Source organism: Chamaesiphon minutus PCC 6605 (assembly GCF_000317145.1).
Classification (GTDB): Bacteria; Cyanobacteriota; Cyanobacteriia; order Cyanobacteriales; family Chamaesiphonaceae; genus Chamaesiphon; species Chamaesiphon minutus.
In genome coordinates, this window is sequence record NC_019697.1 from 737181 (window position 1) to 763538 (window position 26358).

The 26358-nt window shown below is 45.6% G+C and carries 19 protein-coding genes and 1 pseudogene; 12 read left to right on the top strand and 8 right to left on the bottom strand.

From position 1 onward, the window contains the following. Positions 1 to 8: 8 nt before the first annotated feature. From nadC to CHA6605_RS03445, 3 genes are all read left to right on the top strand, one after another. Positions 9 to 875 carry a carboxylating nicotinate-nucleotide diphosphorylase gene (gene nadC / locus CHA6605_RS03435; protein WP_015158153.1) on the top strand — a complete coding sequence of 289 codons (867 nt, stop codon included), beginning with the start codon at positions 9 to 11 and terminating at the stop codon, positions 873 to 875. A 60-nt stretch (positions 876 to 935) separates the two neighbouring features. Beyond that, positions 936 to 1532, top strand: a complete 597-nt coding sequence (locus tag CHA6605_RS03440; protein ID WP_015158154.1) for a hypothetical protein — start codon at positions 936 to 938, stop codon at positions 1530 to 1532. 194 nt (positions 1533 to 1726) lie between these two features. Next, positions 1727 to 2539 (top strand): SDR family oxidoreductase, encoded by an 813-nt coding sequence (locus CHA6605_RS03445; RefSeq protein ID WP_015158155.1) that lies wholly within the window; start codon positions 1727 to 1729, stop codon positions 2537 to 2539. A gap of 320 nt (positions 2540 to 2859) precedes the next feature. Here the strand turns inward: CHA6605_RS03445 and CHA6605_RS03450 are convergent, their stop codons facing one another. After that, on the bottom strand, positions 2860 to 3885 hold the full coding sequence (locus tag CHA6605_RS03450; protein WP_015158156.1) for a zinc-dependent alcohol dehydrogenase: 1026 nt from the start codon (positions 3883 to 3885) through the stop codon (positions 2860 to 2862). 424 nt (positions 3886 to 4309) lie between these two features. On the opposite strand from CHA6605_RS03450, the gene CHA6605_RS03455 reads away from it, so the two are divergent. Next, entirely contained in the window at positions 4310 to 4696 is a 387-nt protein-coding gene (locus CHA6605_RS03455; RefSeq protein ID WP_015158157.1) for a hypothetical protein, read from the top strand. A gap of 120 nt (positions 4697 to 4816) precedes the next feature. Further along, a complete protein-coding gene (gene rfbD / locus CHA6605_RS03460; protein WP_015158158.1) occupies positions 4817 to 5701 on the top strand; it encodes a dTDP-4-dehydrorhamnose reductase in 885 nt (294 codons plus the stop codon). Positions 5702 to 5784: 83 nt separating this feature from the next. Here the strand turns inward: rfbD and CHA6605_RS35380 are convergent, their stop codons facing one another. Further along, positions 5785 to 5949 (bottom strand): hypothetical protein, encoded by a 165-nt coding sequence (locus tag CHA6605_RS35380; protein ID WP_157259758.1) that lies wholly within the window; start codon positions 5947 to 5949, stop codon positions 5785 to 5787. 135 nt (positions 5950 to 6084) lie between these two features. Between CHA6605_RS35380 and CHA6605_RS35385 the strand changes: the two genes are divergently transcribed. Both CHA6605_RS35385 and CHA6605_RS03465 read left to right on the top strand, forming a co-directional pair. After that, the gene (locus tag CHA6605_RS35385; RefSeq protein WP_015158159.1) at positions 6085 to 6288 is read left to right on the top strand and encodes a hypothetical protein; all 204 of its coding nucleotides are present in this window, start codon (positions 6085 to 6087) and stop codon (positions 6286 to 6288) included. Positions 6289 to 6302: 14 nt separating this feature from the next. Next, a pseudogene (locus CHA6605_RS03465) lies at positions 6303 to 7226 on the top strand (IS4 family transposase); the annotation flags it as partial. Here the strand turns inward: CHA6605_RS03465 and CHA6605_RS33565 are convergent. From CHA6605_RS33565 to CHA6605_RS03475, 3 genes are all read right to left on the bottom strand, one after another. Further along, positions 7181 to 7465 carry a hypothetical protein gene (locus tag CHA6605_RS33565; RefSeq protein WP_015158161.1) on the bottom strand — a complete coding sequence of 95 codons (285 nt, stop codon included), beginning with the start codon at positions 7463 to 7465 and terminating at the stop codon, positions 7181 to 7183. The pseudogene CHA6605_RS03465 and the gene CHA6605_RS33565 sit on opposite strands and share 46 nt — an antisense overlap. 222 nt (positions 7466 to 7687) lie before the next feature. Next, positions 7688 to 8797 (bottom strand): glycosyltransferase family 4 protein, encoded by a 1110-nt coding sequence (locus CHA6605_RS03470; protein WP_232432177.1) that lies wholly within the window; start codon positions 8795 to 8797, stop codon positions 7688 to 7690. 78 nt (positions 8798 to 8875) lie between these two features. After that, positions 8876 to 9445 carry a hypothetical protein gene (locus CHA6605_RS03475; protein ID WP_015158163.1) on the bottom strand — a complete coding sequence of 190 codons (570 nt, stop codon included), beginning with the start codon at positions 9443 to 9445 and terminating at the stop codon, positions 8876 to 8878. A gap of 451 nt (positions 9446 to 9896) precedes the next feature. On the opposite strand from CHA6605_RS03475, the gene CHA6605_RS03480 reads away from it, so the two are divergent. From CHA6605_RS03480 to CHA6605_RS03490, 3 genes are all read left to right on the top strand, one after another. After that, on the top strand, positions 9897 to 10583 hold the full coding sequence (locus CHA6605_RS03480) for a response regulator transcription factor (RefSeq protein ID WP_015158165.1): 687 nt from the start codon (positions 9897 to 9899) through the stop codon (positions 10581 to 10583). Positions 10584 to 11172: 589 nt separating this feature from the next. Next, a complete protein-coding gene (locus tag CHA6605_RS03485; protein WP_015158166.1) occupies positions 11173 to 15177 on the top strand; it encodes a magnesium chelatase subunit H in 4005 nt (1334 codons plus the stop codon). Between the two features lie 171 nt (positions 15178 to 15348). Next, positions 15349 to 17247: a Reverse transcriptase (RNA-dependent DNA polymerase) gene (locus tag CHA6605_RS03490; protein ID WP_015158167.1), complete on the top strand. Its 1899-nt coding sequence runs from the start codon at positions 15349 to 15351 to the stop codon at positions 17245 to 17247. A gap of 58 nt (positions 17248 to 17305) precedes the next feature. Here CHA6605_RS03490 and CHA6605_RS03495 read toward each other — a convergent pair whose 3' ends face one another. Continuing rightward, the gene (locus CHA6605_RS03495; protein ID WP_015158168.1) at positions 17306 to 18451 is read right to left on the bottom strand and encodes a DNA cytosine methyltransferase; all 1146 of its coding nucleotides are present in this window, start codon (positions 18449 to 18451) and stop codon (positions 17306 to 17308) included. Positions 18452 to 18546: 95 nt separating this feature from the next. On the opposite strand from CHA6605_RS03495, the gene CHA6605_RS37020 reads away from it, so the two are divergent. Then, entirely contained in the window at positions 18547 to 18756 is a 210-nt protein-coding gene (locus CHA6605_RS37020) for a helix-turn-helix transcriptional regulator (RefSeq protein WP_015158169.1), read from the top strand. Between the two features lie 128 nt (positions 18757 to 18884). Here CHA6605_RS37020 and CHA6605_RS03505 read toward each other — a convergent pair whose 3' ends face one another. Together CHA6605_RS03505 and CHA6605_RS03510 are read right to left on the bottom strand one after the other, a co-directional pair. After that, entirely contained in the window at positions 18885 to 21266 is a 2382-nt protein-coding gene (locus CHA6605_RS03505) for an ATP-dependent helicase (RefSeq protein ID WP_015158170.1), read from the bottom strand. 360 nt (positions 21267 to 21626) lie between these two features. Next, entirely contained in the window at positions 21627 to 23882 is a 2256-nt protein-coding gene (locus CHA6605_RS03510; protein WP_015158171.1) for a GumC family protein, read from the bottom strand. Positions 23883 to 24185: 303 nt separating this feature from the next. On the opposite strand from CHA6605_RS03510, the gene uvrC reads away from it, so the two are divergent. Continuing rightward, complete coding sequence (gene uvrC / locus CHA6605_RS03515) at positions 24186 to 26078, top strand: excinuclease ABC subunit UvrC (protein WP_041548667.1); 1893 nt, start codon at positions 24186 to 24188, stop codon at positions 26076 to 26078. Positions 26079 to 26358 lie beyond the last annotated feature (280 nt).

The window sequence follows — 26358 nt, forward strand, 5'->3', positions numbered from 1 at the left end:
AACCTCAAATGGCTCCAACTCTTCCCCCCTGGATCGTCCTCGATGCTCATTTACGTCAATGGCTGCAAGAAGATATCGGTAGAGGCGATCGCAGTACGCAAGGTTTGCCCAATGTCGATCGGGTAAGTACTGCTACCTGGATTGCCAAGGAAACGGGTCTAATTGCCGCACTGCCCATTGCCAAACGAGTTTTTGAACTTTTAAACCCTCAAGCCAAATTCGAGCCGTTAATTGCCGAAGGAGCCGCTTGTAAGTTGGGACAACCGATCGCCGAAGTTACTGCCAATCTGGCTACTTTGCTCATGGGCGAACGGACGGCTTTGAATTTGACGATGCGACTGAGCGGCATCGCTACGGCTACTCATAAATATGTCGAATGTATTGCCGATCTACCGACTCAATTGGTCGATACTCGCAAAACCACGCCTGGTTTGCGCCTGTTGGAAAAATATGCGACAACCGTCGGCGGCGGCGTCAATCACCGCGTGGGATTGGATGATGCCGTGATGATCAAGGACAATCATATCGCAGCGGCGGGCGGCATTAATGTGGCGATCGACAGCATCCGTCGAGCCATGCCATACCCACTGACGATTGAAGTCGAAACCGAATCGTTAGAACAAGTCACCGAAGCGATCGAGTCTCAGGCAGATATTATCATGCTCGATAATATGTCCCCAGAGCTGATGCGTCAAGCAGTGGCAATGATTCGATCGGCCAACCCCCGCATTAAAATCGAAGCATCGGGAAATATTACCCTCACCACCATTCGCCAAGTCGCCGAGACTGGCGTAGACTATATCTCCACCAGCGCGCCGATTACTCGATCTCACTGGCTGGATTTGAGTATGCGAATAGTTAAGTTTCCCAGCTAATATACTCTGAGTGTATATATTTTAGATATAATACATCTCGATTTCTAAAAATCGAGAATCATGGGTAACAATAACGTTAATAGATTGGTAAGTACGATTGTTAGTATTTGCTTAATTTCGATCGGGAGTACTGCGGTAGTTAGTGCTAAACCCGTCATGCAAGTCAATCCGCTCGGCGCAAAACTTAAGGTGCTCGGCTCTCCAGATCGCTATGCAGCAATTTGGAACAAATCATCCAGCACTGCTTGGGTAGCTCGCCATGGGCTGACATCGGCGCAGTACCAAGCTGAATTCGATAAATATGTCGCACAGGGTTACCGCTTGGTGCAAGTCAGCGGTTATGGCGTTAATGGGCAAGATCGTTATGCAGCAATTTGGGATAAATCGCCCAGTACGGCATGGGTAGCTCGCCATGGGCTGACATCGGCACAGTACCAAGCTGAATTCGATAAATATGTCGCACAGGGTTACCGTCTAGTGCAAGTCAGCGGTTATGGCGTTAATGGGCAAGATCGTTATGCAGCAATTTGGGATAAATCGCCCAGTACGGCATGGGTAGCTCGCCATGGGCTGACATCGGCACAGTACCAAGCTGAATTCGATAAATACGTGGCTCAGGGTTATCATCTAATTAATGTAAGTGGCTATGGCAAATAATTTGGGTTAGACCCAAATTAGAAATCTAGCAACTTTGCAGTAACGATCGCGAGATCGTCCGCTCCATCTCTAGAACACTTAAAATAGATCGAAACTGCCAAATTTCCGCAGTTGGGAAGGTGGTTTCGATCGCCATTGCTTATATTGAGAGCGGACAAGCCACGGTACAACTATTTCATCAATAATTATCTGCCATGACTAAAACAGTACTAATCACAGGTGCCTCGACTGGGATTGGACGAGCCACGGCACAACTATTTCAGCAGCAAGGTTGGAACGTAGTCGCCACCATGCGATCGCCCGAAAAATCGCCCGAACTAGCCGAGCTGCCAAATGTACTGTGCTTGCCGCTAGATGTGACTCAATCGGAAACGATTCATGCGGCGATCGATCGGGCAATCTCCCAATTTGGGACGATCGATGTTGTAATTAATAATGCTGGCTACGCACTGATCGGGGCGTTTGAAGCTTGCGAGATGGCTGATATTCGCGCTCAATTTGAGACGAATGTCTTTGGCTTAATGGAAGTCACGCGGGCGATCTTGCCGCACTTTCGGCTTCGTCAACAGGGCGTTTTAGTTAATGTGGCTTCAGTCGGCGGACGGATGACATTTCCGATTTATAGTCCCTACCATGCCACCAAATGGGCGGTAGAGGGTTTTTCCGAATCATTACAATACGAACTGCGACAGTTTAATATTAAAGTCAAAATTATCGAACCCGGCCCCATTAAAACCGATTTTTATAGTCGATCGATCTCAGTTGCCAAAAAAGCTGGATTGACTGTATACGATGAATATGTCAATCGAATTTTACCGAAAATGGATGCAGCGGGTAGCAACGGTTCGCCACCAGAAGTAACCGCCCAAGCCATCTATCGCGCTGCCACCGATGGTACCGGGAAGCTACGCTATCCGGCTGGCGGCAATGCTAGCTTCTTACTGGGCTTCCGCAAGCTCCTACCCGATGCGTGGTTTATAGGTATCATGCGACGCGGGATCGAGTAATTAGTTGATAGTGAATAGTTGATAGCTACGGAGCAACGTCGTAAATCTTGACTAGCCAGCAATAAGCCCCCGCAGATACCTGACTAAACGCACTAATGCGTATCGCCAGAGGCGAGGCTGCGCCAGCGACCAAAATCGCGCCGAGGTCTCCTCGGCGTGCGTTTTGGTCAAGACAACGCGTAGTGTCTCGGCGAGAAACGCGCCCAACCGCAACCTACTCGACCCTTACGCAGGGGAGTCTGGAGGTTCCGACCCCCAGATCCGGGTTTCGCTCGCACCAGTAACGATCTCATGTATACCCGATCTCAGGTGCTACCAAACTAATGTGGAATCATTGCCACCTTAATTACTTCCCGATTCCTCATATCTTCAAAAGTTTGGGCTAAATCCTTGAGGGGGCGTCGATCGCTAATTAATAATTCAAAGGGGATCTGCTTGCTCGCGAGCATCGTTAGAGCTGCGCGGACGTGGTGGGGAGTATTATGAAACACCCCTTTGAGCGTGAGTTCGCTGTAGTGGAGCAGATCGGTATTAACGCTAATCGTCGTATCTTTCGGACAACCGCCAAATAAATTAATCGTCGCACCCGGACGCCCGCAAGCGATCGCAGTTTCCCACACGCTCGGTACCCCAGTGGCTTCGATAATGATATCAGCACCCCACCCCTGAGTTAAATCCTTCACAGTGCTAGGAATGTCACACTGACGGTAATTCCAAATCCGATCGGCTCCCAACTCTTCGCCCACCGCCAAACGGCGATCGCTACCGCCAAATAGCCACACCGACTGACATTGACTCGCCATCACCGCCACGAACATCAACCCGATCGCCCCATCGCCAATGACGACTACTCTAGAATCGGGGGTAAAATTGCTGCGCGCGACCCCATGCAAAACACAAGCCAATGGTTCGGTCATCGCCGCTAAATCGGCATCGAGATCGGCGGGGATATGCAGTAGATTGTGACGGACGATCGGGGCGGGAATATTAATATATTCGGCAAAAGTCCCGTTATTCCAAGTTAAATTCGGACAGAGCGAATACTCTCGATGTTGACAAAAAAAGCAACTCATGCATGGAGCTGAATTGTTAGCCACTACCCGATCGCCAACGCGCCAATCCGTGACACCGCGACCGACGGCGATAATTTTACCCGCCCCTTCATGTCCGAATCGAGTTGGCAAATCGAGCATTTTGGCATGTCCGCCGCGCCGCCAGACTTTAAGATCCGTCCCGCAAGTAGTCGCAGCGGCAATCTCGATCGTCACTTCACCTTCGGCAGGCGAGGGCGGATCGATGGTTTCGAGGCGGAGATCTTCGCGACCGTAAAGGAGGGCTGCTATCACAATTCGATCGGCAATCGAGCCTGTTAGAGAGCTACTTCAGTATAAGAAACTTTGCGATCGAAAATCCAAGCTCGATCGGAATTTGAGGATTCAAGGATTGACAGGTGATGGTTGTCGGTACTATCTCTACCCATTACCGATCGGGATTTGAGGATTAGAGGATTGACAGGATTGGGAGATCGGTACTATCCACCCATGATTACCCATTACTCATCCACCCATCCCCCTCTCATTTGTTATTACAAATAACTTATTCCACCACGAAAGACAGGATATAATATAGTGTTTCAGGCTGGCAAAACCTCGCCCCTAGAAAATCGAGCTAGTTGTAATTGCGATGGTGTAGCCTCCGCACGCGAGCATCGCACGACTCGGACAAGGCAGGCAATCGTCAGGCACAATTTCTTCCCATAATATCCGCAATATGAACGACAAAAAAGTAGAAGATCCTAAATTGGTGATAGTTTATTTTGCTAATGGTACCGTCCAATGGGTGAAGTCTGGCAGCACCAATCAATGGTCTAGGGATGGCGGTAGGGTAAACAAATTTTTTGAAGGCAGGGTTTATCAGACAGCAACTGGCGAAAAAGTGAAGATCAAGCAGCATTTTAAACTCCTAAATACGGTATTTATGGATGTAGGAACTGGTGCATTTCTCGATACAGTTAGGGAAGATTTGCTCGGCTTAGTGCCAGATCCTAATGATAGTATCCAGCACTGCAAATGGTGGGATGTCGATTGGTCTTGCCCGATCGTTTTTGAGCCAAAACCAGAACGCAAGCCATATAAAAGTCCGATCGTCCGCAGCTAATCCACAATTATTCAGCAAAATGTACAAAATCGACAGCAACTCAAATATCTAAGCGTGCGAGTTAGCTGTAAACTTGGCATGACGATGAAACGACTTGTCGATATAGATGAGTGCTAAAACATGAAAGAAATTTTAATTCTCGGTCAACAGGGACAAGTTGCTTGGGAGCTGCAAGTGACGCTGGCGACATTAGGACGGGTGACGGTCTTAGGATCTCAAGATCTAGACTTAGCCGATCCCGATCGGATTAGAGCCAAGATCGCTGCCCTCCAACCGCAAATTATTGTCAATGCGGCAGCTTATACCGCCGTGGATAAGGCTGAAAGCGAGCCAGAATTAGCCATGGCGATTAATGGCACCGCGCCGGGGATTCTCGCCGAACTAGCCCGCAAATCTCAAGCTTTACTGATCCATTACTCGACAGAGTACGTCTTTGACGGTCGTAAAACTACTCCCTATCTAGAAACTGACACTCCAAATCCAGTCAGTGCCTATGGAGCTAGCAAACTTGCTGGAGAGCAGGCAATTACCCAAGTAGATTGCGCGCACCTGATTTTGCGGACGACATGGGTATATGGCAATCGGGGCAAAAATTTCTTACTGACGATTTTGCGACTAGCCGCCGAACGTCCCGAACTCAAAATCGTCGCCGATCAGGTAGGCGCGCCGACTTGGAGTAGATCGATCGCTGAAGCAACCGCCCAAATCATTGCCCAGTCTCATCCAGATCGATCGAATTTGAAGGGGATTTACAATCTCTCCGCAGCGGGTAAAACTAGTTGGCATGGGTTCGCGACTGAGATTGTCTCTGAGTATCGATCGCATTATCCCGATCGACATCTGGCTGTCGAAAATATTTTAGCGATTCCAGCTACCGATTATCCTACTCCCGCCCAACGTCCGGCTTATTCGATCTTAGATAACAGTAAGGTGTTGGCCGATTTTGGCGTCCAGTTACCAGATTGGAATGCTAGTTTGGGTCAGTTATTTGCCAGATGGCAATAAGCACAAGCTCGCTTGCAAAATGTCAGGTGTTGGGTTCTGGCGATCTGTTTCAGAAGAACCCAATGTCATTGTTATCTAAGAGATTATTTGAAGCCAGGACACTTAGATAATGCTTTGCGCAGCTCCATCGGTGCGTTACTTACCGACAACGAGCGGGAAGTCGGACAACCAAAAGTCATACTTTCAACCATACCATTGGCTCTAAACTTGGCATCGATCGGTAGCGAACCACTATCGAAGATGGCCACATAACCGTTACCACTTTTTAAGGTGCGCTGCTGACGGGGCGACAGGTCGCCTGAAAACTCGGCAGAGAGACAACTCTAGACAAATAGTATCAAAAAAGATAGGGTAAGAGAGCTTCTTACCCAAAAAACAATTAAATGTTACCAGAATTGTATCATGCCCATTTGTCAGAAAAATTCACACGCGGTAACTACTTATTGACAATTTTATTGATTCAAGTAGTGCAATCTATTAAAGAAGTCACGCTAGAAAGCATCGCAACAAAACTAGCGATGCCAATTAAATTTGAAAGCAGAAGAAAAAAGTCCAGAGATTTTTATCAAATGATGAATGGGATTTAGATAATGTTTGGTTATCACTAGTGATTGCTTGGATTAAAGGCAATGTCAAACAGAATAATATTATATATTTAGCAATAGATCGAACCAAATGGCAATCAAACAATATTTTGATGGTCAGTATGATTTGGCGAAAGAGAGCAATTCCTATTTATTGGCAAATGCTTGATAAACAAGGGAACAGTACATTGGAAAACCAACAATTAGTATTAACCCCAGTATTCGCTGCCCTATCAGATTATAGCTTGTTGGTACTGGGAGATCGTGAATTTTGTAGTGTTACTCTTGCGAACTGGCTTAGAGAGCAGAAAATAGATTTCTGTTTACGACTGAAAAAGAATGTTTGTATCAAGACTGAAGAGGAATTGTGGACTGAACTGAAAAGGCTAGGATTAGAGCCAGGAAATAGCTTTTTTAATCAAGAAGTAACAATTAGAAAAACTGCACCAGTTGAAGGATTTAACCTAGCAGGTAAATGGCTAGGTAAATATCGAAATATTACCACAAAAGAGCCTTGGTATATTCTGACCAGCTTGGCAGATCTACAAGCAGCAGTTGATACCTATGCTAAAAGATTTGGAATTGAGGAGATGTTTCGAGACTTTAAGGGCGGAGGATATAACTTAGAAAAGACTAATTTAACGGGCGAACGATTGAGCAAATTATTGATTTTGCTATCACTAGCATACTTGAAGAGTATCATCCAAGGGATAGATATCAAATCAAAGCAAGTTCAAGAATATCTCGGCAGAAAAACAGAACATCACCGAAAATATGCTAGACATAGCACTTTCTATATTGGACTCTGGGGTGAATCATGGGTCGATTCAACATCTAGTAATTGGCAGGTTGTTGTTGAATTAATGTCTTTGTCCCCACATAAACTACCTAATTATCAACAAGGCTTGAGAGCTATGAGACTTATCCTATCAGCGTTATAGGCGACAAGTCGCCCCGACAGGGTGCGCTGATAAGACCCCATCCATTTTTTCACACTTCCCAGTAATTCTCGCCCCTGACTAGTGCTACCTGGAGCAGAATCATCCCGAAACAGGCGATCGATCGCCACTTCTGGATCTGGTTGGGCGGTAGCAGACATTGCTAACGAACAGAGCGAGACTAACGACATTGCTAAGACAATAGCGATCCGATTGGTAGATTGTATATTTATTACCTTCATGTCGATTGATGACCCGATTGTAATTTTCCCTAGATCTTAGCTCATGCTGCCAACTCTGGTAGCGATTGATTCAACTGCCAGTCAGGCACTTTGCTCAAGTATTCGAGCAAGTACTTAAGGCATCGAAAGCAAGATGCTCTTTCCGCTCTGGTTTGGAGTAACTCAAAATCTTTAAGTTGACACAAGTGCCCTTGTGGTTACCGTCCTCAACCTGGCTTAGATCTACTTCACCAATCGATGCTCCTGCCGAGAGGCTACGCCAACAAACCAATTTTCCATCACGGTTCCCCACGCCGATTGTGAGAAGACAGTTTCGGCAGCATGACGACAGTTGGATCGATCGATCTCATCCAAATTCTCAATCGCCCGTACTAAAGCATCTACACTGTCTGGTTCGATCAAAAACCCCGTTTTACCATCTGCAATGATTTCGGCAGGCCCCCCACGCCGATAAGCAATGACTGGGACGCCACAGGCGAGAGCTTCGATTGCTACATTTCCGAATGCTTCTACCCAGCGAGGTGTCATTAACATTCCTTTACACGATCGGAGAGCTTGTTGTAACTCATGAGTGGGTAAAAAGCCCAGATATTCGATCGGCGCGTGGGGATAATCGCGTTGAATTTGTGCCCAATAATCTGGATCTTGAATTTTGCCCATAATTTTGAGCTTCATCCCCGTCCGCTCGGCGGCGGCGACAGCATCTTCAAGAGCCTTTTCTGGCGAGATTCTGCCCAACCAAGCCAGAGTATCCTCAGGAGTGTCGCAGTACTCATAGATAGCCGGATCTACCCCACTTCCGCCGACGACACAACATCGATCTGCAAAGCTAAAAGTCTCGGCTTGAGTGCGCGTACATACGCCGATCGTCCCAGGGAAATCGATCGCCACGCGTTCGATCGCTAAATCGATCGCGGCGATTTGCGAACCCATGCTGACAAAATGCGCGATCGGTCGATCGAAAAACGGGGTTAGATAAAATGGCAGCCAATCGAAAGCCGTATTAAAAATAATGTCATAATCGTGTTGGATCGCTCTGGCTTTTGCCCACATATTCGCCAACACTGGATCTCCTGGCATGACAATAGATGCCGCTTGTTCCTGAGTTTGAGCGGTGATTTGGAGTTCTCCAGGGATTTGAATAATCGACAGATCGCCTAAATCAGAACCCATGGGCGCGATAATCTCGATCTCATGTCCGCGCGATTGCAGTTCGCGAGCGAGATTGGCGATCGTTAGTTCTACACCTCCCCCTAAACCAGAACCTAAAGCACCCACTGGCGTGGAGAGAATGAGAATTTTGAGTGGGGATCGAGCAGAAGAGATATTCAAAAGACGAACAGATCGGTGGACGCTCTCGATCTTACAACGGTTTATCGAGATAGGGCGATCTTTGGCAGCTCGACACTATTACTTTGCTTTACCATGCCTTACGTAACGTTTAAATGCCTGCTTGGTATCGGTATCGAGTAGACTCCAGATGCCCAAAGTTCCTGAGAAAAAGAACACGATACTAGATACATAGGAGATCGAGACTGCCAGAGCCAACCACCATGCCCAAACTTTGAACTGACGTAGATGAAAAATTAAGACTTCTAGTAACATCCCGACGCCAAATATTCCCAAACCTACCCACACACTATTGAGAAAATATTGCCAATCTAGTGCGGTTAATTGCCCATCGGAGAGAGCAGTTAAAATGCCATAGGGATTGCGGAGAATTAAGACTATGAAAATATATAAATAGATAACAAAGCTGACATTCCAGTGGAGGCGTTTTAGCTTATGCCAATAGGCAATAATGCCAACAATTCCGACGAGCGCGAGCGCGTCAAACCAGAAATGTAAATTGGGATGCGGAATCTTCGTGCTACCACTATTAAACACAAACATGAGAATCAGCATACTGATGGGTACGGAGCGCAAACTCCAGATCGAGACCATCAGTGATGTCGGAATTGACGTATTTGTGAGGAGCATCAACTTTAATAATTAATTTAATAATAAACTCGATTTTTAATAAATTTTATAGATGTATCAGAGGCAATGGCCAAGTAATCATCGCTAAAAGTGCGCCATTTAATCAAATATTATCAGCCGTAGGTAGCTGACAAAAGCACACTTTTTATAAGCCATTACCATTGTAAATATATGCAAATTTTGAAACTCGTTTGCCTATTTGTTATCATAGCAAATACTCCTAAAATTCAATCGGCCAAAGTACTGACACCTAGCTCGATTTACAATGCCGCTTGGGGTCGATGTCGATCTCAGATCCTCTAAATTTGAAAATCAAAGCATCGAAAAACGATCTGTAACTGTTTTGCAATTACTGAGTGCTGCGATCGATACTCAACAAGACTCATATTAAACCCTGCAAGTTTTGCTAAAGTGAGAAGTACAGACAGCAAGGGCATAGGAACGCAAAATAATGGCAGGAAAACTTTTACTGGTAGATGACGAACCGGGATTGCGCGAAGCAGTCCAAGCATATCTTGAAGATAGTGGCTATGTCGTACAAGTCGCGAGTAGTGCCAAAGATGCCTGGGAGCTATTACAACAACAGTTACCCGACTTAGTGATTTCTGACGTGATGATGCCCCAAGTCGATGGCTATCAGTTTCTCAAACAAATGCGCGATGACGATCGATTTAAAGCTACACCTGTAATTTTCTTAACAGCTAGAGGCATGAAAGCAGATCGGATTGCTGGCTATCAGGCAGGTGTCGATGCTTATCTGTCCAAACCTTTCGATCCAGACGAGCTAATCGCGATCGTCCAAAACCTTCTAGAGCGGCGGACTGTAGCGGTAGCAGCTTCCCAAAATCCCGAAATGGAAGGCATCGCCAAACAAATTGCCGCCGAATTGCGGGGGATGCTCAATCCTACCAGCGGCATCGTCAAAACGCCACCCCCAATCCGGATCGATCTGACCCCGCGCGAGCAAAGCGTCCTCGATTTAGTTGCGGCGGGATTGATGAACAAGGAAATTGCCAAGCAATTAGAAACTAGCGTCCGCAATGTCGAGAAGTATGTCAGTCGGCTGTTTGGTAAAACAGGCACCAATAGTCGTACCGAGCTAGTCAGGTACGCATTAGAGCACGGGCTGACTAATTAACCCAGGTTACTAACTATAATTTCAGCGGTTAGAAACCGCACCTGAGAATGCAAAGTCCGTATAGGGGGACTTTGCATTCTCAGGTGGCATGATTTCAATCGATTTCATTAATTAGGTCTGTATCGACAGGCAAGTTAATTAGTATGCTTTCAATCCTTAAATCAACATCTAATGCAATCGTGATAGTAAGAATATCTTTTTCAAATGAATCACTACACTTTAGATCGAATTCCTTGATTATTTGGCGAAAACCCCAACCTTAACCTCAAACCCCACCCAGCGAGACTCGCTCCCAAATATTAAGATTTGTGTAGATAAATTGAGAAGAAACCAAAGATTTTCGCTTTAAACGCGAACAAATGTTAAGTTTTTGTTTGCAAATTGTGTCGGATAGAGCCAGGAAGTACTACCCATCTTGGATTTTCTGTTAAAACTACTAGAGAGCGAAAACTGAGTGGACAATCCGCAGCCGACGCTACAACATGTAAAAAATCGCTGTGTTTCAAATTCCGCTCGGTCGCGCTACACTTCAGATCCAAGCCACTTGCCTTCAACTTCACTAGAATTTATCCTGTAGGAGCAATACCGCATGTTCACCAACGTCAAGTCCACCATTAGACATATAACTCCCGACGATGTGCGGGGCAGACAGTTATTGAAGGTGGTCTATGTTGTGTTAGAGCCACAGTACCAGAGCGCGTTGTCTGCTGCTGTGAAAGCCATTAACGACCACAACCCCAAAGTCGCGATCGAAATTAGTGGCTATCTCCTAGAGGAACTGCGCGATCCCGAAAATTATGCCGGACTTGAGCGCGATATCCAAACTGCGAATATCTTCATCGCTTCACTGATTTTCATTGAAGACTTAGCAGAAAAAGTTGTCGCCGCCGTTGCCCCCCATCGGGATAATTTAGATGTCGCGGTAGTCTTTCCCTCAATGCCTGCTGTCATGCGGTTGAGCAAAATGGGTAGCTTCTCGTTAGCACAATTGGGTCAATCTAAAAGTGCGATCGGGGAGTTCATGAAAAAGCGCAAAGCAAATGCTGGCGCGGGTAGCTTCCAAGATGGAATGCTCAAGTTATTGAACACTCTACCCAATATCCTCAAGTACCTGCCGATGGAAAAAGCGCAGGATGCTCGTAACTTTATGTTGAGCTTCCAGTATTGGTTAGGCGGTACGCCAGAGAACTTGGAAAACTTCTTGTTGATGTTGGCCGATCGATATGTCTTAAAAGAAGATGATACGCTCAATTCGGCAACTTCCGCAGGGGAAATTAAATATCAAGATCCTGTCACTTTCCCAGATATGGGGATTTGGCACCCGATGGCACCGCAGATGTTTGAGGATGTTAAGGAATATCTGAATTGGTACAACAGCCGTCGCGATATTTCCGACGATCTTAAAGATCCATTGGCTCCCTGTATCGGTTTGGTATTGCAACGGACTCATATCGTCACTGGCGACGCGGCGCATTATGTCGCCATGCTCCAAGAATTTGAAGCGATGGGTGCGCGAGTCATCCCGATGTTTGCCAGCGGTTTGGACTTCTCCAAGCCTCTAGAAGCCTTCTTCTTCGACCCGATCGGCAAAAACAACGCGATCGTCGATGCAGTGGTGTCCCTGACTGGATTTGCCCTCGTTGGTGGCCCAGCGCGACAGGATCATCCCAAGGCAATTGACGTGCTAAAACGGTTGAATCGTCCTTATATGGTGGCGTTACCGTTGGTCTTCCAAACTACGGAAGAGTGGGAAGAAAGCGACTTAGGCTTGCACCCGATTCAGGTAGCATTACAGATTGCGATTCCTGAATTAGATGGTGCGATCGAGCCTATTATTCTATCAGGTCGCGATGGTTCGACCGGACGCGCGATCGCTTTGCAAGATCGGATCGAAGCGATTGCCGGACGCGCGATGAAATGGGCAAACCTGCGTCGCAAGCCAAAAATCACTAAGAAAGTTGCGATTACGGTCTTTAGTTTCCCACCAGACAAAGGGAACGTCGGTACCGCCGCATATTTAGACGTATTTGGTTCGATCTACGAAGTCCTCAAATCCATGCGGGATAATGGCTATGATGTCCGAGATATCCCCGCATCGCCCAAGGAATTACTCGAAGAGGTGATTCACGACGCGCAAGCACAATATAATAGCCCCGAATTGAATGTGGCTTATCGGATGTCAGTGCCAGAATACGAAGCACTCACACCTTATTCTGAGAAACTTCACGAAAGCTGGGGGCCACCACCAGGTAACCTTAATAGCGACGGCCAAAACCTGGTTATTTACGGCAAACATTTCGGGAATATCTTCATCGGCGTTCAGCCTACCTTCGGTTATGAAGGCGACCCGATGCGGTTGTTATTCTCCCGTTCCGCCAGTCCCCACCACGGTTTTGCGGCTTACTATACTTACCTCGAAAAAGTCTGGGAAGCGGATGCCGTCCTCCACTTTGGTACCCACGGTTCGCTAGAATTCATGCCAGGAAAACAAATGGGAATGTCCAACGACTGCTTCCCCGATAGTTTGATCGGTAATATTCCCAACCTTTATTACTACGCCGCTAATAATCCTAGCGAGGCGACGATTGCCAAACGTCGTTCCTACGCCGAAACTATCTCCTACCTGACTCCCCCCGCCGAAAATGCTGGATTATATCGCGGCTTACAAGAACTCGGCGAACTCGTCGGCTCTTACCAAGCTCTACGCGATAGTGGTCGCGGCGTGCAAATCGTGAATACGATTATGGATAAAGCGCGGATTTGCAACCTCGATAAAGATGTCGAATTACCCGACATCGATGCAGGCACAATGGACATCGAAACCCGCGATAATATCGTCGGTTCCGTCTATCGCCGCCTGATGGAAATCGAATCCCGCCTCCTCCCTTGTGGCTTGCATGTCGTCGGTAAACCACCCACAGCCGAAGAAGCCATCGCGACTCTAGTAAATATAGCGTCACTCGATCGCGAAGAAGAAGGAATTAAAGGATTACCACGGATTATCGCCGAAAGTATCGGACGGAATTTAGAACAAATCTATCAGAGTAACGATCGCGGTATCCTCGAAGATGTCCAACTATTGCAAGATATGACCCTCGCCGTCCGCGAAGCCGTCGCCGCAATGGTTAAAGCTCAAATCAACGAAGAAGGACGAGTTTCCTTCGTCGCCAAGTTGAACATCTTCAACATGGGCAAAAAAGCCGCCTGGGTCGAATCCCTCTACGCCTCCGGTTACAAAAACGTTAACCTCGAAGAAATCAAAACCCAATTCGACTACCTCGAATTTTGCCTCACCCAAGTCTGTGCCGACAACGAACTCGGCGCACTCCTCCAAGGCTTAGGCGGAGAATATATCTTACCAGGGCCAGGTGGCGACCCGATTCGCAATCCCGATGTCTTACCCACAGGTAAGAACATGCACGCCTTAGATCCTCAATCCATCCCCACCGAAGCCGCAGTTAAATCTGCCAAAGTAGTTGTGGATCGGTTACTCGATCGGCAAATGCGGGAAAATGGTGGTAAATATCCCGAAACTATCGCTTGCGTTCTCTGGGGTACAGACAACATCAAAACCTACGGCGAATCCCTCGCCCAAATCATGTGGATGGTCGGCGTTAAACCCGTCCCTGACGCATTAGGCCGCGTCAACAAACTGATCCTCATCCCCCTCGAAGAACTCGGTCGTCCCCGCGTCGATGTGGTAATCAACTGTTCCGGTGTCTTCCGCGACCTGTTCATCAACCAGATGAACCTACTCGACCAAGCCGTGAAAATGGCAGCCGAAGCCGATGAACCCTTAGAAATGAACTTCATCCGCAAACACGCCCTAGTTCAAGCCGAAGAAATGGGAATCAACCTGCGTCAAGCCGCCACCCGCGTCTTCTCCAACGCCTCCGGTTCCTACTCTTCTAACGTCAACCTCGCGATTGAAAATAGCACCTGGGATAACGAAGCCGAACTTCAGGAAATGTACCTCGGACGCAAATCCTTCGCCTTCAACTCCGACAATCCTGGCGTAATGGATAACGCTCGCGAGATCTTTGAAACCACCCTCAAAACCGCCGAAGTTACCTTCCAAAACCTCGATTCCTCGGAAATCAGTCTGACCGACGTATCCCACTACTACGACTCAGACCCCACCAAAATTGTCGCCAAACTGCGGGACGACGGCAAAATGCCTTCTTCGTTCATCGCCGATACCACCACCGCTAACGCTCAAGTTCGCAGCCTCTCCGAGACTGTCCGCTTAGATGCCCGTACCAAGCTACTCAATCCCAAATGGTATGAGGGAATGCTCTCCCACGGCTATGAAGGCGTGCGCGAACTCTCGAAACGGTTGGTGAATACTAGCGGTTGGAGTGCCACCGCCGGAGCGGTAGATAATTGGGTGTATGAGGAAACCAATGACACGTTTATCAAGGATAAGGAGATGTGTAAGCGGTTGATGGATCTCAATCCTAATTCGTTCCGCAAGATTGTTTCGACGCTATTGGAAGTAAATGGACGCGGTTATTGGGAAACCAGCGAAGAAAATCTCGATATGCTCCGCGACCTTTACCAGGAGGTCGAAGACCGGATTGAGGGTGTTGAGTAGAGAATCGTATTTATAGATTTAAAACCTGTAGAGATTAGCTACAGGTTTTTTTATGTCCAACTATTATATTAAGTTATTTAAGATTGGGTACACTACTTATTAAGGCACATCAATTCCAAGTGCAACAAGTAATAAAAAGGAGAAGGCATTATTTTACCAATCAGCTCTTTCTTGCAAGAATCTCATATCAAAAGTGCTATAGAGCTTCTCAAAATTCAAGTTGCATCTACAAAATACAACTATCGTTCCTTAGATTTTGAAATTATTAGAAGAGAAAGCTCTTTGGATATAATCACACCTGAAGAATTTTACAGGAATTATATTAAAAATGATATCTGCTTTAACTATCCCTATCTATTTAGTTCTATTCCTTACTCTGTCCCAAAAGGTGATGGGGGAGTCCGTAAATTTCACTTTCTTGAAACTCATCTACGCATTCTGTATTATTCACTAGGCTTCTATTTTCTTGATTTGACAAAGGATGTCAGAATCGAACTAAAAGGAATCCAGGATCGCTCATTTATGTACACTCATTATGGTGCAGACATAAATCCTGCTAGTTTAGGAAGAAGTGACATTGATTACAAAAAAGACTATCAAAAATTCACGAGTAAAATACGCAAAACAGCGCGTAATGCCGTAAAAGATGGTAAGATTGCTGTTTTGCATTTAGATATTCAAGATTTTTTCCACTCAATCGAACACTCACTACTGACACAAGTGTTGAGAGAACAGGCTCTCCCCGAAGCGCAACTCCGGCTAAAATATAATGAACAAACTAGATTGACAATCAGAGAAATTTTATTTTTAATAATGCAGCGGTCTGAAGGTTTACCTATCTCTCAGCACAATATCATATCTAACTTACTCAGTCATCTTTTTCTCCATCATCTCGATTGCTATATTAGAGAGATTCAATTAGAGCTAGGCTCATCTTTCTTGTTAACATATCATCGTTATGTTGATGATATGTTTATAACTGTTAAATTTCCAATTGGAGAAAGTAATCAAAGTATTGGTACAAAAATGCTTGATATATCTACTAGAATAGGTGAGTACTTATCTGGTAATCTTGCACTTAGCCTGAACCCACTAAAAACAAGGCTGGACATCATATCATCAGAAGATGAAGTGGATAGCTTAATTGAGCGTAGTCGTCTAGTTAGCTTTTACCAACCTTTACCCGATGAAGGCGGAGAGCCACCAAAAACAACTTTAAGTCGGACTGTAGAAATTCTAACCAAGTTGAAAGCTGAATACAAGGAAAGAGGACATGTGTCCAGACTATCCACAAATGATGATCTTGCATTAAAACAATGTTTTCAAAATGCAGTAATTCAATATACTGATATTGAGGATGTAAAGAAACAGCTTGAAAAAGTTTTGCAAGATTTTCCATCAGCACTCATACCAAAAAGTATGAAAGTTTTAGTATTTTTAATATCTCGCGTACCAATTGTATTAAAAAGTCTGATCGAGCATGTCTCCGCTAATCTATGTGATTTGCGACCATCTTTAATCACTCTTTATTTGGCAGAAAATTTAATGCTTATCGAGCAGTATAGAAATGAGATAGACGATAAAATAGTAGACCTTCAGAAAAAATCTTCTAGCTCATATATTTACTTACTTAGTCGTCTTGTCATTCCTAGTATTCCATCTAGAGATCGATACATCAATATAGAAAATTGTGAATTAGAAGAACATAGTAGTATCATATATCAGATTCGTTGTGGCATTATTGCCGAAAAACGTGGATTTCATGGTGTAGCTTACAATCATTTATTAAATACTCTTCAGGAGTGGTGCTTTGTTCACAGAGAATCTAGCAATAAAAAATCTCGCAATCAATATAATTGCAAGGATGTTATTAAGTGGCTTGAGCCTTTCACAGACCATTCTGACATTATTTTTGTAATGACCATGTTCGACAGAAGAAATCGCAATACTATTTCACATCCAGGAGATGAAGGAGTTGAAGTATTAACAATAGATAATTTAGAATATAAACAACATTTGGAAAAATTGAACTCATTTTTTAATAGAATTTATCCAAGATTATTAAGATAAATAGTCAATTTTGATTTCATTAGTTGATAGTGGAAAACTATTTTATCAGATGGGGAATTTAAAAATAATAGCTTGGATTTACAGCTATCGATCGATTCGCTCTAAAATCACCAGATAAGAACTCATTTATTGTCATTGCTAGTCCTTTTGCTGCTAAAAATGGTACACCATTACCAACACCTTTAAACATGTCAGTAAGCGACATCTTTGCTGGTAACTCAAATTCAGGTGGAAGTGATTGAATCGCTATAGCTTCTGCTATCGATATCCTTCTGGCTTGATAAGGGTGTAAATGAACTTCATTATTTCCATAGCAGGCTGTAGGCGAATATCTCCACCTATGTAAACGCTTGTAAGATTTTTTAGAATCATCGCCTTCAAGCACAGACAAAAATCTGCTAAGTCCAGCACGGGGAGTAAAACAGTGCTGACTATTAGGATGGTGATTTACATCATTTTTTTCAAACCAATGCTGTACTGTTAAATCGATAGGTACTCCGGCAGGACAAGTTAAAGATGAATTTTCTCCAAATGGATCTGTTTTAGCCCAAGGATAGGATTGAATCATATCGATTGAATAAAGTTTGTTTATATCCCACGGAAATTGAGATTCTAATTCCTGACTCGATCTCATTGGTACTAAATCCGATCTAAAGCCAATGGAGATTGCTCTTTCCCTACTTTGCGGAACGCCATATTCTAAAGCATTAATCAAACTATCTGTGATTAAATATCCATTCTGTTCTAATCTCGATCGCATTCGATCGTAAAACAATCGATGTTTAGCAGTAGACCACAAACCTTTGACATTTTCAAACAAAAAGAAATCTGGTTGATATCGACAGATGAGTTCTACATAAGTTTCTGTCAATTTACCATTTTCTCCCCTACCGCCTCGATTCTTGCCACCAACTGAAAAATCTGGACAAGGTGGCCCAGCAATAAACCCAACTAAAGAGCCATCCTTTCTAGCATCGATTAATAAATCTCTCAACTTCTCTACTCTCTCCGATTCGAGCAAACTATCAGCATCACAGAGATCGTACCCATATTCTGGCTGCGATAACTTCATCTGACTACGTGAGTACTGATAGCCACCTAAAAATGATGGTTCGATCTCGTTCGCATAGGCAATGTCAAAACCAGCCACTTCAAAACCTAAATCGAGAAAGCCAATACCAGCAAAGAACGAGAAAATTTTCATCTATCTGCCTAACAAAGGAGGTTATGAGTTAAGATTATTACAAATTAGTTTAGGGTTTGTCAATCTAGTTTATCTAAATTAATTTGTAATCATGTATGGCATTGAGCGATCGCATCGTCAGTCTCCGTAAACAGCACAATTTATCTCAAAGGGATATCGCTTACGCCTTGGGAATAACAGATCAGACGGTAAGTAACTGGGAACAAGGACGTAGTGAACCAAGACTCACCATTAGACAAGTAGTTTTACTATGTAGTATTTTAAACTGTTCCTTGGCCGATCTTGACGATGGCAAAGATCGATGAGTCGGGAAGTCGATGAGATCTTTCGAGCGTTAATCGATTGGAAATTTCCCCCTCTATTATTGAGACTAGAAAGCGGTTAGCCACCTAATAAGGAAAATAACGTTAGATTGTCTTTTCAAATTAACTCTTTACTGCCTCACTAACTGAGGAAACTTTTTACATAAAGCCGAAAACAAAGGTGATGGTTTACTATCTTGTAAGCGATCGCCTTGCTGCCAATTAAAGCGATTCCACAAAAATGGGGCTTGCTGCTCGGATGCCAACCATAATAGTTTTTTAGCTCTGGTAATCGCTACATACAATAACCGCAAGTCTTCTCCTTGTTTGAGATAATTAGCTAGCTCCCATGCATCTCTAGGTGTCGGTAAAGATTGATGATGGAGATGGGCGCGAATTTTGGCACGGGCGACTTCTGCTAAGGTAAAGTCGCCTAAGAATTTGGCACCTTGCGGCGTCCATAATTGTCCGGGTATTTTGTCACTTAAAAAGGGGATAAAGACATAATCCCAGTCCAATCCTTTGGCTTTGTGCATGGTAATAATCGTCACTTGTCCTGATGCGGTGTAGCGAGATTCAGAACCATCATCGATATTTTCAAAACCTTCAGTCGTGACGATTTCTTGCAAGACTTCGATCGTGGAATAAATCGAACCGCGCCCGTAAGTTTGCATTGCAATTCGATCGGCTAATTTATCGGCTGTCGCTAGTTCGCTAGACTGGTAATTCAATCGATCGGCTAAATAACTAATCAGTTGATAATGGGGTAAAGTCAATCTCGATCGCAATAATTCGCAGCAGATTTCGCGCGCGCGGCGGACTGTTGGCGACTGCGGGATTTCTAAGATACTCGGATAGAGAAAACGTTCGGGAAATACGGCTAGGGCATCAAGATCTTGGGCGTCAATTAATTTCCGTTCTAATAAAACTTTGAGCGTGGCTTTGAGATAATCGCTAGAATGCGGGCGTGTGATAAATTGAAATAAGACCAGTAATTCTCCTGGAATTTTAGACGTGCGATCGCCTTCGCCTGCTTCAAAAAGTTTGATTTCGGGATGCAGGCGTTTCCAATCAGCCAGCCTGTCAAAGATGAACTTTGCTTGGCGATTTTCGCGGACTAAAATGGCTGCATTTGCCGTCGGATTGGCTTTAAATAAAGTTGTCAATCGCTGCTCGATCGAGCGAACGGATTCGTAGACATCGCTGGGTGTATGAAATTCTACCCCACCATCTTGAGCTGTCGGATTTGGTTGGGCGTCTCCAGGCGATACGGGACGGATCGTTTGCAGCCAGAAGACTGATTCTGTCTCGGCTGTGTCGTGGGTGACTCGCTCTGGCGATAGCGTTGGCGGTTGGAGAAATTTATTTCCCCAATCGAGGACAAAGTTGGCAGCATCCATAATTATTTGGGTACTACGTCCGGCTTGCTCCATTTTTTCCAGTCGCGGCGAGCCAAGATCGCCAATCTGACTGCATTCGTGGCAAAATTCCCGAAAATATTTGGGATCGGCAGGGGTAAAGGTGGAATTAATCGCTTGATTGGGATCGCCGACGCGAATCAGATTGAGTCGATGTTCGTAGCGAACATCCGGCTCGGAGGGATGGCGATCGGGAAGTTCGGCCAAATGGCGTAGTAGCTTTTCTTGGAGGGGACTAGAGTCTTGTGCTTCATCTTCAAATACAGCAAAAACTTGTTGCTGCCACAATCTGCGCGCAGTGGGGTCTTGCATTACCCGCAAAGCCCCAGCAATCATCTCGTCATAGTCGAGATATCCTTGACTGTCTAGCAACTCCTGATAAGCCTGATAGAGTCCAGCTCCGATACTCAAAATGTCATAACGATCCTCGTTCCGAGGGGCTACGCCAACGGGATACAATTTGGCAACTTCCCACAGATCGGCGGGTGACAAACCCGAACTTTTGGCTTCGCGGACAGCGGTGAATGCCAAGCTGGGTAGTACTTCTGTCCGCAATACCGACTGACGGCGCAGGCGTTCTGTCTCCTCCCCATCGAAGCCTTCTCCTTCGAGCAAACAGCGATAACTGTGAGGGTTCTGACTCAGCCAGCTTTGAACGGTATCCTCGATTAGTTTGTGGTTGGCTGAGGGCATCACCAACGTACGATCGGTCAAATCGAGCTTAGATAATTCGGGATGCTTGCTGGCAATGCTCAATGCCAAGCTGTGAATGGTATTAACGCTATATCCGATCGGCGGTAGCCCCAATTCTTGGAGACAATTCTTGATTTTATCTTTAATATTTGCGGCTGCCGATCGGGTTAGGGTCACGATTATCAACTGACGCCGTTGGTGCAATTTTTCGCGGGCAATTGTTATTGCCGCAGCTACAGCCATACTATGGGATTTTCCCGCCCCTGGGACTGCGGAGACTGCTAAGGGGCCAGAATGCCAATCGGCCAGGGTTCGTTGACCCAGGCGCAATCCTTGCCGCCACTGAGCGATGATGCGATCTCGATCGCTGGTCAGATTATCTAAATCGGTAGCTGCGAGCATGTTTTAGAATTGATAATTGAGAATTGATAATTACCTACCCCTGAACGGGAAAGCTTTACACCTATTTTCTTGGTAACAATTATCTGACTCGATCGTGCGCTTAACCATTATTCCAAGTTTAATTACTCACATCTTGCACCAGCGGATGCGACACACGTAGTGTTTAGCACGTTAGCGACGCAGTGCGAAAGAGTTTCCCGTTCGCACTGCGTTAAGACAATACAGTTTAACTATACTAGTGTTTAGTAAACCCAGGGTCACCGACTATCGACACTAAGCACTAGTATAATTAAACGCTTAATGGGGTGCGAGTAAACTCGCACCCCATTAATTTAGATTATTTGTCGATCGAAAGTTATTCTACGAACGAGTCCGATTGGTAGTCGTTCCTGTTAAGAGTTTAGAACCGATATTACCTTCTTCACTGCCTCTAGTTGTCTGCGAAGAGTAGTAGTAGTGGTTGTAACGGTTCTGCTTGTCGAGATCCACACCATTAAGTACCATGCCCAATACTTTGAGTTTGGATTGGTTGAGGATTTCTTGAGCGTATTCAACGGACTCTTTATCAGCCACGCCAGGACGGAGGACGAATACCAACCCGCCTGCTTGGGTACCCAAGATTGCCGCATCTGCTGCAACTGTCAGTGGTGGTGCGTCAATGATGACCAGATCGTACTCTTGCGACCATTGAGCGATGGAGGTGCTCATTTGGACAGAATCGAGTAAGACTACTGGATTTGGCGGTACGACACCAGCCGTTACGAGGAAAAGGTTGGGTTGAATTTCGGTAGTCGCTGTCTTGCGATCGCATTGACCGCTGAGAACGTTACTGAGTCCCTCGTAGTTACCCTGTCTCCAAATCAGATGTTGGGCGGGTTTGCGCATATCTGCGTCTACCAAGAGCACTCTTTTACCTAGTTCGGCGACTGCTAAAGCTAAGTTAGCTGCAACTGTCGATTTACCTTCTCCCGATTGAGAACTAGAGACGACCACCACTTTGAGGCTATCATCGGCATTCAAAAATTGCAGGTTGGTTTGTAACATCCGGAAGGATTCACCTTCAATCCCAGTGGTCATACCAGTCAAGACCAGTTGACCTGGTGCTCTAGCCGCACCCTTGCTGAGTTTGGGCAATTGGCGCGATTTTTCAAATACAGGAATCTGACCCAAGATTGGGTAACCAGGTAGTAAGTTTTTGGCTTCTTCCGAGGTTTTGATGCGTTTGTCGGCACCATCGAGCAAGAAGGCTGTTGCAGCACCTAAGAATAGACCCAAGAAACCACCGATCGCAATGTTCTGACCTTTCTTGGGCGAGAGAGCTTCTTGTGGTAGCTCGGCATGGGTGAGAATTCTAGAGTTACCTAGGGTTTGGTTCTCAGCAATTTCGATCTCTTGCAGCTTGCTCAAGAGGGTCTTGTAGTTAGTCCGCGTGGTTTCGAGTTTGCGACCTAAGGCGTTTTGCTGTTGCTCTAGTTTGGGTAATGCATTCATCCGCTGTTTGTACGCATCGACGACATATACCAGTGCCGCAATTTGCTTTTGCAAACTCGTCCGTTGTGCTTCACTCTTGGCATAGTCAGCAATCAGGTTGCCCTGAATCCCAGAGGGTTGCAACTCGACAAGTTTCCCTTGGAATTGTTGTTCGCCAATTAAGCTTTGTTTGAACCGTTTTTGGAGAATTTCGACTAAAGCTTGACGCTTTTCTTTAAGGTTGAGAATGCTCGGGTCGTTGTCGCTAAACCGAGTTCTTTCGGTGGCAATTTTAGCTTCAACTTCTTGCAATTCTTTGAGTGATTTTTGCAATCCTGGCGATTCGCTTACGAGTCCAGATTGAATTGTAGCTTGTGCATCCCTACCACCAAATAAATTCTTCAATCCCTCCAACCGAGAAGTTTCGGCGGCTAATTGTGCCGAAGCCGAGGTAATTTCTTTATTCAGGCTAGTGATCGTTTCTACTGCTTTAACAGATTCTGTTGGCAGATCGACAACATTATATTGTTCTTTAAATAAACGGAGGTCGTTTTCAGCTTGCTTGACTTCGGTTTCAATTTTTGGCAGTTCCTGCGCTACAAATTTGCGAGCTGCTTCGGCTTCACGACGTTGGTTGGTGCGATCGTCACGGATGTAAATTTCCATGATTTTCTCAACTACATCTCTAGCCAATTCTCTACTAGGATCTTGGAAGGTAACTTCCAACAAATCTGTATTTTTAATACTACTGACTTTTAATTGTTGGACAAAGCTCTCATTTTTATTGATAAACTTATCCAACCGTTTGCGCTCTGGTCTATTTGCATATTTGCCATCGCGTAATTCGACAAGTGCTCCTTTGATGGTAGTCAGAGACTTGAGGATTTCGGCTTGAGTGTTAACTGGCGTACTTCCGGTTAAGCCCTCCAATTCACCAATCGCACCACCACTAGCAGCATTGGTTGCACTGCTCAACAAAGCACTAGTCTTGTTAGTCTTTTTCAGGATGACCTGTCCCTTGGCTTGGAAGATTTCCTGTTGCTTGAAAGTCCATACCGTTGCTACTGCTGTAGTCAGGGCAAAAACCAAAGCAGCGGGCATCCAACGACGTTTGAGTACTAGCCAATATTGTGCAATTTCATCCATAATGCTTTCTGCGGGCGACTGTGTTCTATACTCCCTCATATTCTAACATCGTGCCCCGAACTACCCGTATCCGCATTTCAACGTAATTCAGGAGCGTTAAACCGACTATTTTCGACAATTGAGTGCTTAGAGGGCGATCGGTAAGGGTCGAATCTGTCGAGCGATCTCAGTATGAGCGATAACTTTATTATACAAGAGATTAGCAATCTTCGGGATTTTCAGTAAGAATATTTGTATTGTCACGATCGGTTTTGGTGAGGACAATTATCTGTGCTACAAGAGCAACAACTCAATTCTACGGCCATCGACCTCTCTACAACTTCCGCCACCAATCTCGAACGGCGTCTCCAAGAAATCCCCCCCGAACCGGGAGTCTACTTCATGCGCGATGCGAACGATCGCATCCTCTATATCGGCAAATCTAAAAAGCTCCGCTCCCGCGTCCGCTCGTATTTCCGCGAAGCCAACCATCACACGCCGCGCATCGCCATGATGGTACGCCAAGTCGCCGAAATCGAATTTATCGTCACCGATACCGAAGCCGAAGCCTTAGCTCTGGAAGCTAATCTGATCAAGCAACATCAGCCGCATTTTAATGTCCTGCTCAAGGATGATAAAAAGTACCCATATATCCTGATTACTTGGTCGGAAGATTATCCGCGCATCTTGATGACTCGCAATCGGCGCATCGGCAGAGGTAAGGATAAATATTATGGCCCTTATACCGACGCGCACTTGCTCCGCAACGTCTTATATACCATCAAGCGGATCTTCCCACTCCGCCAACGACCCCAACCATTATTTAAAGATCGTCCCTGTCTCAATTACGATCTCGGTCGCTGTCCCGGCGTCTGTCAAAGCTTAATCGCCTCGATCGATTATCGTCAAACCGTCGAAAAAGTGGCGATGATTTTTCAAGGACGGACGGGTGAACTGATCGAAACCTTGTCCGCACAAATGCAAAAAGCCGCTGAAGCCTTAGATTTCGAGCAAGCCGGACTGATTCGCGATCGCATCAACAATCTCACCGCGCTCAATGCCGAGCAAAAAGTCTCCCTACCCAACGATACCGTCTCTCGCGACGCGATCGCCCTAGCAGCCGATGCCAAAACTGCCTGCGTCCAATTATTCCAAATTCGAGCTGGTAAATTAGTCGGCAGACTGGGTTTTACAGCGCAAGTAGAATCTCTGTCCGAACAGACCGAAACAACCAGCGCAGCATCCGACGAAGAACTAGGCGCGATCCTCCAACGGGTGTTAGAAGAACACTATCAATCAGCAGATCCGGTAGAAGTGCCTCTAGAAATCTTGGTGCAATATCCATTACCCGAAGGCGACATGTTAGCTAACTATCTAAGCGATCGTAAGGGTCGCAAAGTTACTCTGATTGCCCCCCAGCGGCAGACTAAAGCCGAGCTAATTGAGATGGTCGAAAAAAATGCCATTCACGAGCTATCGCGCCTCCAACGTCAAAGCGAACGCAACCTCGGCGCATTACAAGATCTCGCGGAGGTCCTCGATTTACCAGAAGTCCCTCGGCGGATTGAAGGATTCGATATTTCTCACATTCAAGGCTCCAATGCAGTCGCCTCGCAAGTGGTATTTATCGACGGCTTGCCAGCCAAACAACACTACCGCCACTATAAGATTCAAAATCCCGAAATTACGATCGGACATTCGGATGATTATGCCAGTCATGCCGAAATCGCGCGTCGCCGCTTTCGGAAATACGCAGGCGGGTTAAATACTGACGATCCGAATTTTCCCGACGTGGTGATGATTGACGGTGGTAAAGGTCAATTATCTGCCGTCATTAGCGTCCTCGCCGAGATGAATTTGGCCGATAAAATGTGTGTAGTCAGCCTCGCCAAACAACGGGAAGAAATCTTTCTTCCTGGCGAAAAATTGCCTCTACCGACCGATGCCGAACAGCCTGGAGTGCAACTGCTACGTCGCGTCAGGGACGAGTCCCACCGTTTTGCAATTACCTTTCATCGCCAACAGCGCAGCGAAAAACAAAAACGCTCCTATTTAGATGACATTGCGGGTTTAGGTAGCCATCGTCAAAAACAACTCCTGGCACATTTTCACTCGATCGACTATATTCGGGCTGCTAGTGTTGAAGATTTAGCCAAAGCTCCAGGAATTGGCTCGCACATTGCTACGGAGATTTACAATTACTTCCATCCACAGTAAATAACTAGTTAAACTAGAAATATTGTTGGCAGTTGCCAGCTACATCTTCATGTGTCGTTGGCATAGTTTACTGTAGTAATCTTTTAGCCCGCTATCCACTGCCCAATGTCTCGACGAAAAGCGTTTGGCCACTCCTTGGGACGTCACGCAAATCACTATCCACTATCCACTATTCACTTCTTTGATTGGATATCTGATTTGAAACTGGCAAGGGAGTCGGTATACCTCACCGACTTACCGAGCCATAAAGAATATTAATTTAATCGATAAGTGCAGTCAC

Excerpts from the sequence above, each read along its gene's own strand:
- CHA6605_RS35385 (WP_015158159.1), top strand. The coding sequence starts at position 6,085 with ATGTTACCAGAATTGTATCATGCCCATTTGTCAGAAAAATTCACACGC.
- CHA6605_RS03455 (WP_015158157.1), top strand. The coding sequence starts at position 4,310 with ATGAACGACAAAAAAGTAGAAGATCCTAAATTGGTGATAGTTTATTTT.
- CHA6605_RS03475 (WP_015158163.1), bottom strand. The coding sequence starts at position 9,445 with ATGCTCCTCACAAATACGTCAATTCCGACATCACTGATGGTCTCGATC.
- CHA6605_RS03495 (WP_015158168.1), bottom strand. The coding sequence starts at position 18,451 with ATGAAAATTTTCTCGTTCTTTGCTGGTATTGGCTTTCTCGATTTAGGT.
- rfbD (WP_015158158.1), top strand. The coding sequence starts at position 4,817 with ATGAAAGAAATTTTAATTCTCGGTCAACAGGGACAAGTTGCTTGGGAG.
- CHA6605_RS37020 (WP_015158169.1), top strand. The coding sequence starts at position 18,547 with ATGGCATTGAGCGATCGCATCGTCAGTCTCCGTAAACAGCACAATTTA.
- CHA6605_RS03440 (WP_015158154.1), top strand. The coding sequence starts at position 936 with ATGGGTAACAATAACGTTAATAGATTGGTAAGTACGATTGTTAGTATT.
- CHA6605_RS03485 (WP_015158166.1), top strand. The coding sequence starts at position 11,173 with ATGTTCACCAACGTCAAGTCCACCATTAGACATATAACTCCCGACGAT.
- CHA6605_RS03505 (WP_015158170.1), bottom strand. The coding sequence starts at position 21,266 with ATGCTCGCAGCTACCGATTTAGATAATCTGACCAGCGATCGAGATCGC.
- CHA6605_RS03445 (WP_015158155.1), top strand. The coding sequence starts at position 1,727 with ATGACTAAAACAGTACTAATCACAGGTGCCTCGACTGGGATTGGACGA.
- nadC (WP_015158153.1), top strand. The coding sequence starts at position 9 with ATGGCTCCAACTCTTCCCCCCTGGATCGTCCTCGATGCTCATTTACGT.
- CHA6605_RS03510 (WP_015158171.1), bottom strand. The coding sequence starts at position 23,882 with ATGGATGAAATTGCACAATATTGGCTAGTACTCAAACGTCGTTGGATG.
- CHA6605_RS33565 (WP_015158161.1), bottom strand. The coding sequence starts at position 7,465 with ATGAAGGTAATAAATATACAATCTACCAATCGGATCGCTATTGTCTTA.
- CHA6605_RS03480 (WP_015158165.1), top strand. The coding sequence starts at position 9,897 with ATGGCAGGAAAACTTTTACTGGTAGATGACGAACCGGGATTGCGCGAA.